The sequence below is a fragment of the Spirillospora albida genome (genome assembly GCF_000718255.1).
Taxonomy (GTDB): domain Bacteria; phylum Actinomycetota; class Actinomycetes; order Streptosporangiales; family Streptosporangiaceae; genus Spirillospora; species Spirillospora albida.
In genome coordinates this window covers 60,179-74,953 of record NZ_JOFJ01000017.1, presented here as the reverse complement: position 1 = coordinate 74,953, position 14,775 = coordinate 60,179, and the positions used below count along the sequence as shown (strand labels likewise).

The window sequence follows — 14,775 nt, the reverse complement described above, 5'->3', positions numbered from 1 at the left end:
CAGGAGAGATCCATGCGCGCCATCCAGATCACCGAGTTCGGCGGCCCCGAAGTCCTCACCGTCACCGAGCTGCCCGACCCCGAGCCCCGCCCCGGGCACCTGCTCGTCGACGTGTCCCGGGCCGGCATCAACTACGCCGACACCCACCAGGCGGAGAACAGCTACCTGGCCGAGTCCACGCTGCCGATGGTCCCCGGCGGCGAGGTCGTCGGCACCACCGCCGACGGCCGCCGGGTGCTGGCCCTCGTCGGCACCGGCGGCTACGCCGAGAAGGCCCTCGCCCCCGAGGCCCTCGCCTGGGACGTGCCGGACGGCATCGACGACGTCACCGCCCTCGGCATGATCGTCCAGGGCGCGTCGGCGTGGGTGCTGCTGCGCCGCAACGTCCACCTCGCCCCCGGCGAGTCCGTCGTCGTGCACGCCGCCGCCGGCGGCGTCGGGACCCTCGCCGTCCAGCTCGCCAAGGCATGGGGGGCCGGGCGCGTCATCGCGACCGCCTCGTCCAAGGAGAAGCGCGACCTCGCCCTCGAACTCGGCGCGGACGTCGCCATCGACGCCAACGAGCCGAACATGAAGGACGCCCTCATCGAGGCGAACGGCGGGAAGCGGGTCGACACCGTCCTGGAGATGACCGGCGGCACCGTCACCGACGAGAGCCTGCGCGCCCTCGCGCCCTTCGGCCGCCTCGCCTTCTACGGCATGGCGTCCCGCCGGGAGCCGTCGCCGGTCCGCCCCGCCACCCTGATGTCGCACTCGACGACCATCTCCGGGATGTGGCTCGCGCACATCTTCCGCCTCCCCGGCGACGTCATGCGCACCGCCCTCGACGAGCTGTTCGCGCTCGCCGCCGACGGCCGCCTCCGCGTCGTCGCCGGCGGCGAGTACGGCCTCACCGAGGTCCGCCGCGCCCACGAGGACCTGCGCGCCCGCCGCACCACCGGCAAGCTGGTCCTCGACCCGTCCCGCTGAGCATCGGCGCGTCGGCTGGGCGCCGCGCTCAGCCGACGAGGCCGTTCTCGTAGGCGAAGACCACCGCCTGGGTGCGGTCGCGCAGGGCGAGTTTCGTCAGCACGTGCCCGACGTGCGTCTTCACGGTCTGCTCGGCCAGCACCAGCTCGGCGGCGATCTCCGCGTTCGACAGGCCGCGCGCGATCAGCCGCAGGACGTCCAGCTCGCGCGGGGTCAGCGCGGCGGTCGCGTGCGGGCTGGGGCGCTGGTGCCGGCGGCGGCGCGCGAAGTCGCCGATCAGCCGCCGGGTGATGGACGGGGCGAGCAGCGCGTCGCCGGCCGCCACCACCCGCACCCCGTTGACGAGGTCGGCGGCCGGGGCGTCCTTCAGCAGGAAGCCGCTCGCCCCGGCGCCGAGCGCGGCGTACACGTACTCGTCCAGGTCGAACGTCGTCAGGATCAGCACCTTGGGCCGCGCGTCGGCGGGTTCGCCGTGGGCGGGCGGCGGCCCGGCCAGCTCGGCGGTCGCGGCGAGCCCGTCCATCTCCGGCATCCGGATGTCCATCACGACGACGTCGGGGTCGAGGGCGCGGGCCATGTCCACCGCCTCGCGGCCGTTGCCCGCCTGCCCGATCACCTCGATCCCGGGGTCGGAGGACAGCAGCGCCGCGAGCCCGTCGCGGATCATGACCTGGTCGTCGGCGATCAGCACCCGAATCGTCACGAACAGCACCCTAGACGGGTGGCGGGTCAGGCGGGGTCCCCGTAGGGGAGGTCGGCGACGACGGACCAGCCCGCGCCGTCCCGGGGGCCGGCCGTCAGGGAGCCGCCGAGCATCGTGGCGCGCTCGTGCATGCCGACCAGGCCGTGGCCGCCGCCCGGGGTCTCCTCCGGGGGCGTGCGGGGGCCGTCGTCGGCGACCGACACCCGCAGCCCGTCCGTCCTGTAGCGGATCTCGACGGCGACGTGCGCGCCGGGCGCGTAGCGGGCGGCGTTGCTCAGCGACTCCTGGACGATCCGGAACGCCGACAGGTCGACCCCGGCGTGCAGCTGCCGGGGCATCCCGACCACGCTGACGTCGACGTCCAGTCCGTTGCCGCGCGCGGCGCCGGCGAGCGCGTCCAGCCGGTCGAGGCCGGGCTGGGGGGCGCGGTCGGCGCCCTCGTCGTCGGAGCGCAGCAGCCCGACGACGCGGCGGGTCTCGGTGAGGGCCTCGCGGGCCGCGTCCCGGACGATGCCGAACGTGCGGCGCGCCTCGTCCGGCAGGTCGGGGATCTTGAAGGGGGCGGCCTCCGCCTGCATCGCGATCACCGACATGTGGTGCGCGACGACGTCGTGCAGCTCGCGGGCGATCCGGGCGCGCTCCTCCAGGACGGCCTGCCGGGCGAGGTCGCGGCGGTGCTGCTCCTCCCGCCGCCGCAGCTCCTCCTCGGCGGAGTTCCGTCCGCCGACCGCGTCGCCGAACGCGAGCGCGAGCCCGGCGAGGCCGGTGAGGATCATCGCGAACCAGCCCGCCATGCCGAACGCGACCGCCGGCACGAGGACGCCGGTGACCGTGACCGCGCCGATCCCGACGTTCGTCTCGCGGTCGCAGCCGACCCCGGTGAAGAACAGGATCACCAGCAGGGCGAGGAGCGCGGTGACCGCCCACGGCATGAACCCCTCGCCGTGCCGGGCGAGGACGGTGAGCAGCATCCCGGCCACGGCGACCCGCCACGCGGCCAGCGGCCACCGCACCGCGAAGATCAGCGGGGCGCCCTGCAGGAGCCCGAGCGGCCACGCGATGCCCGGGTCGAGGCCGTAGTGCGCGATCGGTTGCGCGATGGCGCCGCCGGTGAAGCCGGCGGTCAGCGCGAGCAGCAGGATCAGCAGCGGTATCCGCAGCCCGAGCCGTCCGGGAAGCAGCACGACGCCCGAGCCGACGCGCTCCGGCACGATCGCGGCGCGGACGCCGCGGGCCAGCCGGGTGCGGCCCGCCTCCCCGGCGCGGTGTGAATCGTTCATCGCCGCCGAGCCTAGGGCGCCGCCGCCCGTACGCACGTGACCCGGGGGAGGGAGATCGCGGGCGGCCCTCCGGTATCAGGCCCGGTAAGCGTCCGAGACGCAAAGCCGCATAAGGGCTTCTTCGCCGGGAAGATCCGCCCGCATGACGGCAGCGGGCGGTGGACACGCGACGGCGGACGGGAAGCGGGAGCGGCCGCCGCATCCGACGGCGACGGCGGTGCCGCTCGCGGGCTGCGCCGCCCTCGGCGGGTTCCTGTTCGGCTACGACTCCTCGGTCATCAACGGGCCGTCGACGCGCTCGACGTGAAGAAGCACGAGACCGCGCGGGCGCGGCAGGTCCTGTCGCGAGTGATGGGCGGTGACGAGGACTCGGTGCTCGCGTTCCTGTTCGTCGTCCGGGCCGTCCCGGAGACCAGGGGACGCGAGCTGGAGGACATGGACCGGCTCGGCGCGGGCCGGGCCCGCGCCTGAGCGAGCGGCCGGACGCCCCGTCCGTTACAGTGGGGGCATGCAGGCCGCGCATCGACCGTCCCACGGGACGACGACGCCGGGTCGTTCCCGGCGCGCAGGCCGCATGCCCTGACACAGCACGCGGTGAGGCCCCGGGAGCGATCCCGGGGCCTTTGCCGTTCCGCCACCGATCACGAGGAGTACCCGTGTCCACCGTGTCCGACCTGCGCATCACCCTCGACGGGAGCGAGCGAGTGGTGCCCGGCGGGACCACCGCCGGGCAGGCACTGGACGCCGACGGCCGAACCGTGATCGCCGCCCGCGTGAACGGCGAGCTGCGCGACCTGGCCGGCGAACTGCGCGACGGCGACGTCGTCGAGCCGGTCGCCATCGGCTCCGACGACGGGCGCGCGATCATGCGGCACTCCGCCGCGCATGTGATGGCGCAGGCCGTCCAGGAGCTGTTCCCCGAGGCGAAGCTGGGCATCGGCCCGCCCGTGGAGAACGGCTTCTACTACGACTTCGACGTCGCCGAGCCGTTCACCCCCGACGACCTGAAGCGCATCGAGAAGCGGATGCGCGAGATCGTCAAGCAGGGCCAGCTGTTCGCCCGCCGTCCCGTCTCCGACGACGACGCCCGCGCCGAACTCGCCGGCGAGCCCTACAAGCTGGAGCTCATCGGCCTCAAGGGCGCCGCCTCCCACGACGACGGCGCGGACGTCGAGGTCGGCGCCGGGGAGCTCACCATCTACGACAACCTCGACGCCAAGTCGGGCGACCTGCGCTGGAAGGACCTGTGCCGGGGCCCCCACCTGCCCAGCACCCGCGTCATCCCGGCGTTCAAGCTGATGCGCACCGGCGGCGCCTACTGGCGCGGCAGTGAGAAGAACCCGCAGCTCCAGCGCATCTACGGCACCGCGTGGGAGTCCCGCGAGAAGCAGGACGAGTACCTCAGGCTCCTGGAGGAGGCCGAGAAGCGCGACCACCGCAGGCTCGGCGCCGAACTCGACCTGTTCTCGTTCCCGAACGAGATCGGCAGCGGCCTCGCCGTCTTCCACCCGAAGGGCGGCGTCGTCCGCAAGGTGATGGAGGACTACTCCCGCCGCCGCCACGAGGCGGGCGGCTACGAGTTCGTCAACACCCCGCACATCACCAAGGGCAACCTGTTCGAGATCTCCGGGCACCTCGGCTGGTACAAGGACGACATGTTCCCGCCGATGGAGGTCGACGGCGGCGACTACTACCTCAAGCCGATGAACTGCCCGATGCACAACCTGATCTTCCGGGCGCGCGGCCGGTCCTACCGGGAGCTGCCGCTGCGGTTGTTCGAGTTCGGGTCGGTGTACCGGTTCGAGAAGTCCGGCGTCGTGCACGGCCTCACCCGCGTCCGCGGCATGACCCAGGACGACGCGCACATCTACTGCACCCGCGAGCAGATGGTGGACGAGCTGAAGGGCCTGCTCGCCTTCGTCCTCGACCTGCTCCGCGACTACGGGCTCAGCGAGTTCTTCCTGGAGCTGTCCACCCGGGACGAGTCGGAGAAGTTCATCGGCACCGACGAGGACTGGGCGGAGGCGACCGCCGCGCTGGAGGAGGCCGCCGGCGCGTCCGGGCTCGACCTCGTGCCCGACCCGGGCGGCGCCGCGTTCTACGGTCCGAAGATCTCCGTCCAGGCCAAGGACGCGATCGGCCGTACCTGGCAGCTGTCCACCATCCAGGTCGACTTCAACCAGCCGAAGCGGTTCGGCCTGGAGTACCAGGCGGCGGACGGCACCCGGCAGCAGCCGGTCATGATCCACCGTGCGCTGTTCGGGTCGATCGAGCGGTTCTTCGGCGTCCTGCTGGAGCACTACGCGGGCGCGATGCCGCCGTGGCTGGCGCCCGTCCAGGTGGTCGGCATCCCGATCGGCGACACCCACGTCCCGCATCTGGAGAGGGTCGCCGACCGGCTGCGCGAGCGGGGCGTCCGGGTCGAGGTGGACGCCTCGTCCGACCGGATGCAGAAGAAGATCCGCAACGCGCAGAAGCAGAAGATCCCCTACATGCTGATCGCGGGCGACGACGACGTCGAGCAGGACGCCGTGTCGTTCCGCTACCGCAGCGGGGAGCAGAAGAACGGCGTCCCGATCGGGGAGGCGGTCGAGGAGATCGTGAAGGCGGTCGAGGCCCGCGTCCAGATCTGACCGGTGCGGCCCGGCCGCGCGGAGTTGGTAGCCTCGGCGGTCACATGTCGCGACCGGGGAGACGAGCGGGGATGAGACGCAGGAGGCAGGGCCGGCCGGGCCTCGGCCGGATCGCCGGCTACGGCGGCGCCGTGCTGCTCGCGGTGGCGGCCGTCGTCGTCCTCCTGATGCCCGTCCTCGGCGAGGAGAAGGGACGGACGGGCGCCTCCGGCACGGGGACGCCCGCCGTGACGGACCCGGCCGGCCCCACGCCGGGGCCGGGCGGGACGGCGCCGTCCGCGGTCCCGACGAACCCCGTCCAGCGGAGCGGCGGGAACAGCCCCGCCCCGGGGTCGACCGGCGGCACCGGGCCGCTCATGCCCGGCGACCCCGGCGCCGGGGCGGGGCTCGGCACCTGCCCGCCCGGGACGGCGTTCCACCGCGCCACGGCCGCCGGCCTGGAGGTCGTGATCACGGTCGCGACCAGCGGCGCGATCCGCGCCGAGGTGGAGCTGCGCGGGCGCTCCCCGCTGGCCCGGCAGGCGACCGTGAAGGGCGGGGCGCCGCACACGTTCCGCTTCGCCGGGGTCGCCCCGCAGCTCGTGGAGCGGGTGAAGGTGACCACGGTGTCGGTCGGCGCCGCGATGCAGAGCTGCTACTCCCAGCCCGGGACGTGACCGGACGGCTCAGCCGGCCCGGCCGCCGGGGGAGCGGTCTCCGGCGGGGAGCCGGACGTCCGCCACGGAGACGTTGACCGCCCCGACCCGCGCGCCCAGCATCAGGCCCGCCACCCGGGCCACGTTCGCCTGCACCGCCCGCGCCACGTCCATGATCACGCAGCCGTACTCGACGGTGAGGATCAGGTCGATCGTCACCCGGCCCTCGCCGGACACGACCCGGACGCCCCGGTCGCCGGAGCCCTCCGGGCCGCCGAGCGCGACGACCCGGCCCACCTCCAGCGCGGCCAGCGCGGCGATCTTCTCGATGACGTCGTCGTCGATCGTGATACGGCCCTCCACGACCTTCCGGTCCCCGGGCTCGCGGGGCGCGGGCGGCGCCGGCGCGGCCGGTGCGACGGGGGCGGGGCCCGGCCGCGGCGCCCCCGGCGGGCCTCCCGCGCCCGGGAAGAACGGCATCGAGCCCGCCTCCGGTCTCGGCTCCGCGCCCGTCCCGGGACGCCCCTCGTCGAGCTCCGCCATGACTGCTCCCTGCTGTCGGACCGGTGACCATGGTGGCGGAGGGACCCGCGGGACGTCACGCCGCCGCCCCCTCCGGCCTCCCGGCCCCGCCGCGCCGGGGGTCCCGGCTGGGCTCCGCCGGGCGCGTCTCTCTATGCTGCTGGTCAGGCCGTGAACAAAAGGAGACCGCCGCGTTGAGCGCAGAGCCGGAGAAGCCCGGGGTGCCGCAGGGAGGGGACGCGCACCCGCCGGGGCTCGAGGAGCAGACGGGCGGCGCGGGCGTGCCCGACAACTTCCAGCGGATGTGGACCCCGCACCGGATGGCCTACATCAAGGGCGAGAACAAGCCGACGGGATCCGGCCCGGACGAGGGCTGCCCCTTCTGTGAGATCCCCGGGATGACCGACGAGGACGGCCTCGTCGTGGCGCGCGGCACGGGGGTGTTCGCCGTCCTGAACCTGTACCCGTACAACTCGGGGCACCTGATGGTCGTCCCGTACCGGCACATCGCCGACTACACCGAGCTGGACGGCGCGGAGTGCGCCGAGCTCGCCGCGTTCACCCAGCGGTCGCTGGCGGCGCTCCGCAAGGCCAGCGGCGCGCAGGGCTTCAACGTCGGCATGAACCTCGGCCTGGTGGCGGGCGCGGGCATCGCCGCGCACCTGCACCAGCACGTCGTCCCCCGCTGGGGCGGCGACACGAACTTCATGCCGGTGGTGGGCCATACGAAGGTGCTTCCGCAGCTCCTGCGCGACACCCGCCGGATGCTCGCGGACGCCTGGCCCGTGTCCTGACCGGCCGCGGGCAGGGCATCATGGGCGGCATGACGCGACGCGAGCGGCCCGTCCTGGTCTATGACGGGGACTGCGGGTTCTGCACGAGCTCCGTGCGGTTCCTGGAGCGGCGGGTCCCGGTCGACGCCGAGATCGTCGCGTTCCAGTTCGCCGACCTCGCGGCTCTCGGGACGACGGCGGAGCGCGCCGGGCGCGAGGTGCTGTGGGTCGACCGCGCCGGACGGGTCAGCGGCGGCGCGGACGCGGTCGGTCGGCTGCTGACCGCCGCGGGCGGGCCGTGGCGCGTCCCCGGCGTGGCGATGCGCGTCCCGCCGCTGAGCTGGGCGGCGCGCGCGGTGTACCGGCTCGTCGCGATCAACCGGCACCGCATGCCGGGCGGGACGGCCGCGTGCCGGCTGCCCGCCGACCGGCGCCCCGGGGGCTAGCGGGTCAGGCGGGGTCCTGCCGGGTCCCGGCGGGGCGGGAGGCCGCCATCAGCTCGGAGACCGTCACGAACTCGAAGCCCTTGGCGCGCAGGCCCCGGATCATCGGGACGAGGTTGCGCAGGGCGACGAGCCGGTCGTCGCGGCCGGTGTCGTGGGCGAGGACGATGTGGCCCGGCCGGGTGTTGGTGAGGATGTAGTCGACCAGCGCGGGCGGGTTGTGCTCGTAGGTCTTCTCGAGCATCTTGATCGACCAGATCGTGATGTCGTAGCCGAGCTCGCCGGCGGCGCTCAGCGTCGCGCCCGCCATCCGGCCGAACGGCGGCCGCAGGTGCCGCGCCTCCTTGCCGGTGACGGCCTTGATCGCGGCGTGCGCGCGGTGGATCTGCGCGCGGGCCCCCTGGTGGTCGAGCTCGGCGAGGTCGGCGTGCGCCCAGGTGTGGTTGCCGATCTCGTGCCGGTCCATCCGCCCGTGGACGAGCCGCGCGTTGCGGACGAGCCGCTCGCCCACCATGAAGAACGTGGCGGGGACACGCTCGGCGTCCAGGACGTCGAGGACCATGGGGGTCCACTTCGGCATGGGACCGTCGTCGAAGGTGAGGGCGATCAGCTTCTCGGCCGTGTCGACCGACCAGGTGACGTCCACGTGCCCGTGGGCGGGGGTCCAGGCGGCCGCGACCGGGACCGACATGTTCGGCCCGGGCCCGGACTTCTCGCGCGGCGCGGCCGCGACGGTGCCCGCGCCGACGGCGAGGCCGCCGGCGGCGATGCCCAGCGTCTTGAAGACCCTGCGGCGGGTGGGCCTGCCCGCCGCGTCGTGGCGCGCCTGCGGCGCGTCTTCTTCCCCCGAAACTCCCATAACAGGAAAAGAATCGCATGCGCGGCGGCTGCGGGGCCTCCGTCCGCGGGCCGAACCGCGCTCACTCTCAAGGAGGACGCCCCGGAGCGGGAAATCCGCCCCGGGACGTCTCAAGTCCCCGGCCGCCGGGTGTCAGTCCTCCCTCGCCGCCGCGGCGGCCTTGTCGGCGAGGTGCGACGGGAGCGGCTCGTAGCGCAGGAACGTGCGGCTGAACGTGCCCGTGCCCTGGGACATCGAGCGCAGGTCGATCGCGTAGCGGGCGATCTCCAGCTGCGGCACCTCCGCCTTGATCATGGTGCGGCCGCCAGGGACCGACTGCGAGCCGAGCACCCGGCCGCGCCGCGACGTGAGGTCGGACATGACCGCGCCCACGTACTCGTCCGCGATCAGGACCGACACCTCGTCGACCGGCTCCAGCAGCAGGATCGGCACGCGCTCCGCCGCGTCCTTCAGAGCGAGCGCGCCGGCGGCCTGGAACGCCATGTCGGAAGAGTCGACCGAGTGGGCCTTGCCGTCGTACAGGGTGACCTTCACGTCGACCACCGGGTACCCGGCGGACACGCCCCGCCGCATCTGCTGCTTGACGCCCTTCTCGACCGACGGGATGAACTGCCGGGGCACGACCCCGCCGACGATCTTGTCGACGAACTCGAAGCCCTCCCCGGACGGCTGCGGCTCCACCTCGATGTGGCAGATGCCGTACTGGCCGTGGCCGCCGCTCTGCTTGACGTGCCGGCCGAGGCCCTTGGCCGCCCCGCCGAACGTCTCGCGCAGCGGCACGCGCAGCTCCACCCGCTCGACCTCGACGCCGTAGCGGGTCCGGAGCCGCTCGATCAGGACGTCGGCGTGGGCCTCGCCCATGCACCACAGGACGAGCTGGCGCGTCTCGGAGTTGTTCTCCAGCCGGAGCGTCGGATCCTCGGCGACGAGCCGGCCGAGGGCCTGACCGAGCTTGTCCTCGTCGGCCTTGGAGTGGGCCCGGATCGCCACCGGCAGCAGCGGGTCCGGCATCGACCACGGCGCCATGACCAGGGGCGTCGCCGGGTCGGACAGCGTGTCGCCGGTCTCCGCCCGGGACAGCTTCGCCACCGCGCAGATGTCGCCCGCCCCGCAGGACGACAGCGTCCGCTGTGTCTTGCCCAGCGGGGACGTGAGCGCGCCGACCCGCTCGTCGACGTCGTGGTCCTCGTGCCCGCGGTCCTCCATGCCGTGCCCCGAGACGTGGACGACCGTGTCGGGCCGCAGCGTCCCGGAGAACACCCGCACGAGCGAGATCCGCCCCACGTACGGGTCGGACGTCGTCTTGATCACCTCGGCGACCAGGGGCCCGTCCGGGTCGCACTCGACCGTCCGGGACGGGCCGCCCGCGACGGGGGTCACCTGCGGGATGCCGTGCTCCAGCGGGGACGGGAACGCCTGCGTGATCAGCTCCAGCACCTCCCGCATCCCGATGACCGGGCCGGGGTGGTCGCCGTGCGGCACCGCCGTCGCGAGAACCGGGTAGAAGCCGCCGCGCGCCACCGCGGTCTCGAGGTCCTCGATGAGCACCTTGACGTCGATCTCCTCACCGGACACGTACCGGTCCATGAGGGTCTCGTCCTCGCTCTCCTGGATGATCCCCTCGATCAGCGCGGCGCGCTGCTCCTCGATCCGGTCCAGGTGCTCGGGCGCGGGCTCGCACTCCGTCCGCGTCCCGCCGGAGTAGTCGAAGCGGCGCCGGGTGAGCAGCCCGATCAGGCCGTCCGGCCCGTGGCCGTCGCCGCCGCCGATGGGGAAGTAGCAGGGCAGGACCCCCTCGCCGAACGCGTCCTGGCAGTGCATCAGCACGTCGTCGAAGTCGCCGCGCTGCTGGTCGATCTTGGTGATGACGACCGCGCGCGGCATTCCGACGGCCGCGCACTCCTCCCACAGCATCCGGGTGAGGCCGTCGACGCCGTCCACCGCCGAGACGACGAACAGCGCCGCGTCCGCGCCGCGGAGCCCGGCCCGCAGGTCGCCCACGAAGTCGGCGTATCCCGGGGTGTCGATGAGGTTGACCTTGATGTCGCCGTGCGTGAACGGGGCCAGGGCGAGATTGACCGAGCGCTGCTGGCGCATCTCGACCTCGTCGAAGTCGCTGACGGTCGTGCCGTCCTCGACCCGGCCGGTCCGCTGGATCGTGCCGGTCGCCGCCAGCAGCGCCTCGGCGAGCGTGGTCTTGCCCGCCCCGGAATGGCCGACCAGCACGACGTTGCGCACCTTGTCGCACCCGCCGGCCTCCGGTGCCCTGCCGGGGGCCGCCCCGTGTCCTCCTCTGTCCGCCATGCGCCTACCTCCTCGGACGGGGCCTCCCGCGAAGGCCCGCGTGCGGCTGGGGCCCGGCCCGGCGGGCCCGGCCCTGACGTCCGAGTGCGGCGTCCGACCTCGACCGACGTGCGTGACCGACGTCACACCCGTGCCCACAGCCTTTCCTCTGGCGGCACGGATCTCAAGGGGCCGCGCACAAACTCTTCCCCGGCTCGCGGAGCGGAACGAGCGCCGTACGGGCGCAGTACGATTGGGCCGCCACGGCTGCCCGCGGGCCCTTCCTCCCAGAGATCCATGAGAACGGACGGCGATGCTCAACAAAGTCAGGCCCGCCCTGGGGCGCGTGTTGACCCCCATCGGCCGCGCGGTCGCCCGGACCGGGGTCTCGCCGAACGCCATCACCACCGTCGGCACCGCCGGGGTCGCCACCGGCGCGCTGATCCTCTTCCCCCGGGGCGAGTTCTTCTGGGGCACGATGGTCATCACCGCCTTCGTGCTGTTCGACATGCTGGACGGCGCGGTCGCCCGGGTCACCGGCAAGATCTCCAAGTTCGGCGCGTTCCTCGACTCCACCATGGACCGGGTCGCCGACGCGGCGATTTTCTCCGGCCTGATGATCGGGCTCTATCGGGACGGCCAGGAGCAGCTCGCCGCGGTCGCGCTCTACTGCCTGGTCTCCGGCGTCGTCGTCTCCTACGCCAAGGCCCGCGCCGAGGGCCTCGGCTACACCTGCGACGTCGGGATCGCCGAGCGCGCCGAACGCCTGATCGTCGCGCTCGTCGCCGCCGGGTTCCACGGGCTCGGCGTCCCGTACATCCTCGCCTTCGCGCTGTGGGTGCTCGCCGTGCTCAGCACGGTCACCGTCGGGCAGCGGTTCGCCACCGTCTACAGGCAGGCCGCGTCCGGAGCCGGGAACGGCGCCCCGGAGGCCGCCGCACCGGCCCCCCGCCCGGCCGCGAAGGCGGGGCCGGAGCGCCGGCCGTGACGCCTCTGCGCGACGAGGTGACGGACGCCGCGTACGCGCTGGGCTGGGGCGTCGTCCGCAAGATGCCCGAGCGGACGGCGCGGCTGATGTTCGCCGCGCTCGCCGACCGCACCTGGCACCGGCACGGCCGCGGGGTGCGGCAGCTGGAGCGGAACCTATGCCGCGTCCTCGGCAAGGACGCCGTGGACGACGAGGTCCGGATCCTCAGCAAGAAGGTGCTGCGGTCCTACTTCCGCTACTGGTTCGAGGTGTTCCGGCTCCCCGAGTACGACCGGCGCCGCATCGTCGGCCGGATGCGCGTCACCGGCGAGAAGAAGATCTTCGCGAACCTGGACGCCGGCCGCGGCGTCATCCTCGCGCTCCCGCACATGGGCAACTACGAGCAGGCCGGCGCGTGGCTCGTGCACAGCGGGTACCCGTTCACGACGGTCGCCGAGCGGCTCAAGCCCGAGTCGCTGTTCGACCGGTTCGTCGAGTTCCGCGAGAGCCTCGGCATGGAGGTCCTCGCGCACAAGGGAGCGTCGGCCTTCGGGCGCCTCGCGCAGCGCCTGCGCGCCGGCCGCCCGGTCTGCCTCGTCGTCGACCGCGACCTCACCGAGACCGGCGTCGACGTGGAGTTCTTCGGCGCCACCGCCCGCATGCCCGCCGTGTCCGCCGCGCTCGCCCTCCAGACGGGAGCCGCGCTGATCCCGGTCACCCTGTGGTACGAAGGGGAGTACTGGGCGGCACGCGTGCACGAGGAGATCCGGGTCCCGGACGGGGGCGGCAGGCAGGAGAAGATCCAGGCCATGACGCAGGAGCTCGCGCGCGTCTTCGAGCAGGGCATCGCCGCCCACCCCGAGGACTGGCACATGCTGCAGAAGGTGTGGGTCGACGATCTGGAGAGGTCCCCGTGAGGGTCGGGATCGTCTGCCCCTACACGTGGGACGTGCCCGGGGGCGTCCAGCAGCACATCCGCGATCTCGCCGAGGCGCTGACGGGCCTCGGCCACCACGTCTCGGTGATCACGCCCGCGGACGACGACGCCGACCTGCCGCCCTACGTCGTGTCGGCGGGACGCGCCGTCCCGGTGCCCTACAACGGCTCGGTGGCGCGGCTGGCGTTCGGGTTCCTGTCGGCCGCGCGGGTCCGCCGCTGGATCAACGAGGGCGGCTTCGACGTCCTGCACGTGCACGAGCCCGCCGCGCCGTCGCTGGGCGTGCTGGCGTGCTGGGCGGCGGACGGGCCGATCGTCGGCACCTTCCACGCGTCCTACACCCGGTCGCGCGCGCTGTCGGTGGCCGCGCCGATCCTGCAGAGTGCCCTGGAGAAGATCACCGGGCGGATCGCGGTGTCGGAGGCGGCCCGCACCACGCTCGTCGAGCACCTCGGCGGGGACGCGGTGCTGATCCCGAACGGCGTCGCGACCGAGCGGTACGCGATGGCCGACCCGCTGCCCGGCTGGCCCGGCCGGGACCGGAACGCCGCCGAGGGCGGCGCGCTCGGGTTCCTCGGCCGCATGGACGAGCCCCGCAAGGGCCTGCAGGTGCTGCTGCGCGCGTTCGAGATCCTCGGCCCGGCACGGCCCGGCCTGCGGCTGCTGCTCGCCGGCCCGGGCGACGCGGACGACGTACTGGAGCGGGTCTCGCCGGAGCTGCGCGACCGCGTCGTGATCCTCGGCCTGGTCAGCGAGGAGGACAAGATCCGCGCCTACCACTCCGTCGACGTGTTCGTGGCGCCCAACACCGGCGGCGAGAGCTTCGGGATCGTGCTGGCCGAGGCGATGTCGGCGGGCGCGCCGATCCTCGCCAGCGACATCGAGGCGTTCGACCGGGTGCTGGCCGGCGGCCGCGCCGGGGTGCTTTTCCCGGTCGGCGACCACGAGGCGCTCGCCGCGGCGGCGGGGGAGCTGCTGGACGATCCGGCGCGGCGCAAGCAGCTGTCGGCCGAGGCGCGCGAGGCCGTCCGCGCCTTCGACTGGTCGTCGGTCGCCCGGGACGTGGTGCGCGTGTACGAGACGGTGTCGTTCGGCGGCGCGGGCGTCGTCGAGTCCGGCGCCGAAGGCTGAGGGCCCGGCCATGTACGACTGGATCATGGACGTCCTGTTCTGGCTCGCCGTCGTCTTCCTCGTCGGCGTGTACGTCTCGTGGCGCGCCACCCGGCTGGACCGGCTGCACGTCCGCGTCGAGACGGCCCGCGCGGCGCTGGACGCCGCGCTCGTCCGGCGGGCCGCGGCGGCGCTGGAGCTGGCCGCGTCCCGGCTGCTGGACCCGGCCACCAGCCTCGTGCTGGCGACGGCCGCGCACGAGGCCCGCACCGCGGACGCCGAGAACCGCGAGTTCGCCGAGAGCGACCTGTCGCGTGCGCTGCGCGTGGTGTTCGACCAGCCGGACTTCGAGAGCACCCTCACGGCCGCGGGGGAGGCGGCGAAGGAGGTCCTCGCGGAGGTCTCGACGGCCGCGGCGAAGGTCGCCTACGCCCGCCGCTTCTACAACGACGCCGTCGCCCAGACCCGGATCGCGCGCCGCAAGCCCCTGATCAGGGTACTTCCGCTGGCCGGCCGCGCCCCGCTGCCCGGGTTCTTCGAGATCGACGACGATCCGCCCGCGATCTGAGGCATAGATCCGCATCCGCCCGTATTGGGAATGGGCGGACGACTTGTCGGCGTTCGCTACCTTCGGCAGTACGTGTTCGAAGGAGGGCGCAAC

Annotated in this window: 16 protein-coding genes; 11 read left to right on the top strand and 5 right to left on the bottom strand. The window is 73.7% G+C overall.

Annotated features, from left to right (window positions below; all coding sequences use genetic code 11):
- Positions 1-12: 12 nt before the first annotated feature.
- Entirely contained in the window at positions 13-969 is a 957-nt protein-coding gene (locus tag IE99_RS0121755) for a quinone oxidoreductase family protein (RefSeq protein ID WP_030173869.1), read from the top strand.
- A gap of 28 nt (positions 970-997) precedes the next feature.
- Here IE99_RS0121755 and IE99_RS0121750 read toward each other — a convergent pair whose 3' ends face one another.
- Together IE99_RS0121750 and IE99_RS0121745 are read right to left on the bottom strand one after the other, a co-directional pair.
- The gene (locus IE99_RS0121750; RefSeq protein ID WP_030173865.1) at positions 998-1,672 is read right to left on the bottom strand and encodes a response regulator; all 675 of its coding nucleotides are present in this window, start codon (positions 1,670-1,672) and stop codon (positions 998-1,000) included.
- 26 nt (positions 1,673-1,698) lie between these two features.
- On the bottom strand, positions 1,699-2,952 hold the full coding sequence (locus IE99_RS0121745; RefSeq protein ID WP_030173862.1) for a sensor histidine kinase: 1,254 nt from the start codon (positions 2,950-2,952) through the stop codon (positions 1,699-1,701).
- A 142-nt stretch (positions 2,953-3,094) separates the two neighbouring features.
- On the opposite strand from IE99_RS0121745, the gene IE99_RS32060 reads away from it, so the two are divergent.
- From IE99_RS32060 to IE99_RS0121725, 4 genes are all read left to right on the top strand, one after another.
- On the top strand, positions 3,095-3,259 hold the full coding sequence (locus tag IE99_RS32060) for a hypothetical protein (RefSeq protein WP_245623303.1): 165 nt from the start codon (positions 3,095-3,097) through the stop codon (positions 3,257-3,259).
- Positions 3,256-3,423, top strand: a complete 168-nt coding sequence (locus tag IE99_RS32470) for a hypothetical protein (protein ID WP_169744464.1) — start codon at positions 3,256-3,258, stop codon at positions 3,421-3,423. Before IE99_RS32060 ends, IE99_RS32470 begins: the two co-directional genes overlap by 4 nt.
- A gap of 185 nt (positions 3,424-3,608) precedes the next feature.
- Positions 3,609-5,585, top strand: coding sequence for a threonine--tRNA ligase (gene thrS / locus IE99_RS0121730; protein WP_030173859.1), 1,977 nt, complete (start codon positions 3,609-3,611; stop codon positions 5,583-5,585).
- A gap of 71 nt (positions 5,586-5,656) precedes the next feature.
- Entirely contained in the window at positions 5,657-6,241 is a 585-nt protein-coding gene (locus IE99_RS0121725; RefSeq protein ID WP_030173849.1) for a hypothetical protein, read from the top strand.
- A gap of 9 nt (positions 6,242-6,250) precedes the next feature.
- Here the strand turns inward: IE99_RS0121725 and IE99_RS30585 are convergent, their stop codons facing one another.
- Positions 6,251-6,763: an Asp23/Gls24 family envelope stress response protein gene (locus IE99_RS30585; protein ID WP_051712974.1), complete on the bottom strand. Its 513-nt coding sequence runs from the start codon at positions 6,761-6,763 to the stop codon at positions 6,251-6,253.
- 281 nt (positions 6,764-7,044) lie between these two features.
- On the opposite strand from IE99_RS30585, the gene IE99_RS0121715 reads away from it, so the two are divergent.
- Together IE99_RS0121715 and IE99_RS0121710 are read left to right on the top strand one after the other, a co-directional pair.
- Positions 7,045-7,536, top strand: a complete 492-nt coding sequence (locus tag IE99_RS0121715) for an HIT family protein (protein WP_084219775.1) — start codon at positions 7,045-7,047, stop codon at positions 7,534-7,536.
- Positions 7,537-7,565: 29 nt separating this feature from the next.
- Positions 7,566-7,961 carry a thiol-disulfide oxidoreductase DCC family protein gene (locus IE99_RS0121710; protein ID WP_030173840.1) on the top strand — a complete coding sequence of 132 codons (396 nt, stop codon included), beginning with the start codon at positions 7,566-7,568 and terminating at the stop codon, positions 7,959-7,961.
- 4 nt (positions 7,962-7,965) lie between these two features.
- Here IE99_RS0121710 and IE99_RS29590 read toward each other — a convergent pair whose 3' ends face one another.
- On the bottom strand, positions 7,966-8,817 hold the full coding sequence (locus tag IE99_RS29590) for a polysaccharide deacetylase family protein (protein ID WP_051712972.1): 852 nt from the start codon (positions 8,815-8,817) through the stop codon (positions 7,966-7,968).
- Positions 8,818-8,949: 132 nt separating this feature from the next.
- A complete protein-coding gene (locus IE99_RS0121700; protein ID WP_030173835.1) occupies positions 8,950-11,121 on the bottom strand; it encodes an elongation factor G-like protein EF-G2 in 2,172 nt (723 codons plus the stop codon).
- 292 nt (positions 11,122-11,413) lie between these two features.
- Between IE99_RS0121700 and pgsA the strand changes: the two genes are divergently transcribed.
- Genes pgsA through IE99_RS0121680 form a run of 4 tightly spaced genes read left to right on the top strand, consistent with a single transcriptional unit; the run spans position 11,414 to position 14,682 of the window.
- Entirely contained in the window at positions 11,414-12,088 is a 675-nt protein-coding gene (gene pgsA / locus IE99_RS0121695; RefSeq protein ID WP_037559885.1) for a phosphatidylinositol phosphate synthase, read from the top strand.
- On the top strand, positions 12,085-12,984 hold the full coding sequence (locus IE99_RS0121690; protein ID WP_030173828.1) for a phosphatidylinositol mannoside acyltransferase: 900 nt from the start codon (positions 12,085-12,087) through the stop codon (positions 12,982-12,984). Before pgsA ends, IE99_RS0121690 begins: the two co-directional genes overlap by 4 nt.
- On the top strand, positions 12,981-14,135 hold the full coding sequence (locus tag IE99_RS0121685; protein WP_030173825.1) for a glycosyltransferase family 4 protein: 1,155 nt from the start codon (positions 12,981-12,983) through the stop codon (positions 14,133-14,135). The genes IE99_RS0121690 and IE99_RS0121685 overlap by 4 nt, the downstream gene beginning before the upstream one ends.
- A 10-nt stretch (positions 14,136-14,145) precedes the next feature.
- A complete protein-coding gene (locus IE99_RS0121680) occupies positions 14,146-14,682 on the top strand; it encodes a LemA family protein (RefSeq protein WP_030173822.1) in 537 nt (178 codons plus the stop codon).
- The last annotated feature ends 93 nt before the right edge of the window (positions 14,683-14,775 follow it).

What these genes read in the sequence shown, in the direction of transcription:
- IE99_RS0121755 (WP_030173869.1), top strand. Translation starts at nt 13, where the DNA reads ATGCGCGCCATCCAGATCACCGAGTTCGGCGGCCCCGAAGTCCTCACC.
- IE99_RS0121745 (WP_030173862.1), bottom strand. Translation starts at nt 2,952, where the DNA reads ATGAACGATTCACACCGCGCCGGGGAGGCGGGCCGCACCCGGCTGGCC.
- IE99_RS32060 (WP_245623303.1), top strand. Translation starts at nt 3,095, where the DNA reads ATGACGGCAGCGGGCGGTGGACACGCGACGGCGGACGGGAAGCGGGAG.
- IE99_RS0121725 (WP_030173849.1), top strand. Translation starts at nt 5,657, where the DNA reads ATGAGACGCAGGAGGCAGGGCCGGCCGGGCCTCGGCCGGATCGCCGGC.
- IE99_RS30585 (WP_051712974.1), bottom strand. Translation starts at nt 6,763, where the DNA reads ATGGCGGAGCTCGACGAGGGGCGTCCCGGGACGGGCGCGGAGCCGAGA.
- IE99_RS0121715 (WP_084219775.1), top strand. Translation starts at nt 7,045, where the DNA reads ATGTGGACCCCGCACCGGATGGCCTACATCAAGGGCGAGAACAAGCCG.
- IE99_RS0121710 (WP_030173840.1), top strand. Translation starts at nt 7,566, where the DNA reads ATGACGCGACGCGAGCGGCCCGTCCTGGTCTATGACGGGGACTGCGGG.
- IE99_RS29590 (WP_051712972.1), bottom strand. Translation starts at nt 8,817, where the DNA reads ATGGGAGTTTCGGGGGAAGAAGACGCGCCGCAGGCGCGCCACGACGCG.
- IE99_RS0121700 (WP_030173835.1), bottom strand. Translation starts at nt 11,121, where the DNA reads ATGGCGGACAGAGGAGGACACGGGGCGGCCCCCGGCAGGGCACCGGAG.
- pgsA (WP_037559885.1), top strand. Translation starts at nt 11,414, where the DNA reads ATGCTCAACAAAGTCAGGCCCGCCCTGGGGCGCGTGTTGACCCCCATC.
- IE99_RS0121680 (WP_030173822.1), top strand. Translation starts at nt 14,146, where the DNA reads ATGTACGACTGGATCATGGACGTCCTGTTCTGGCTCGCCGTCGTCTTC.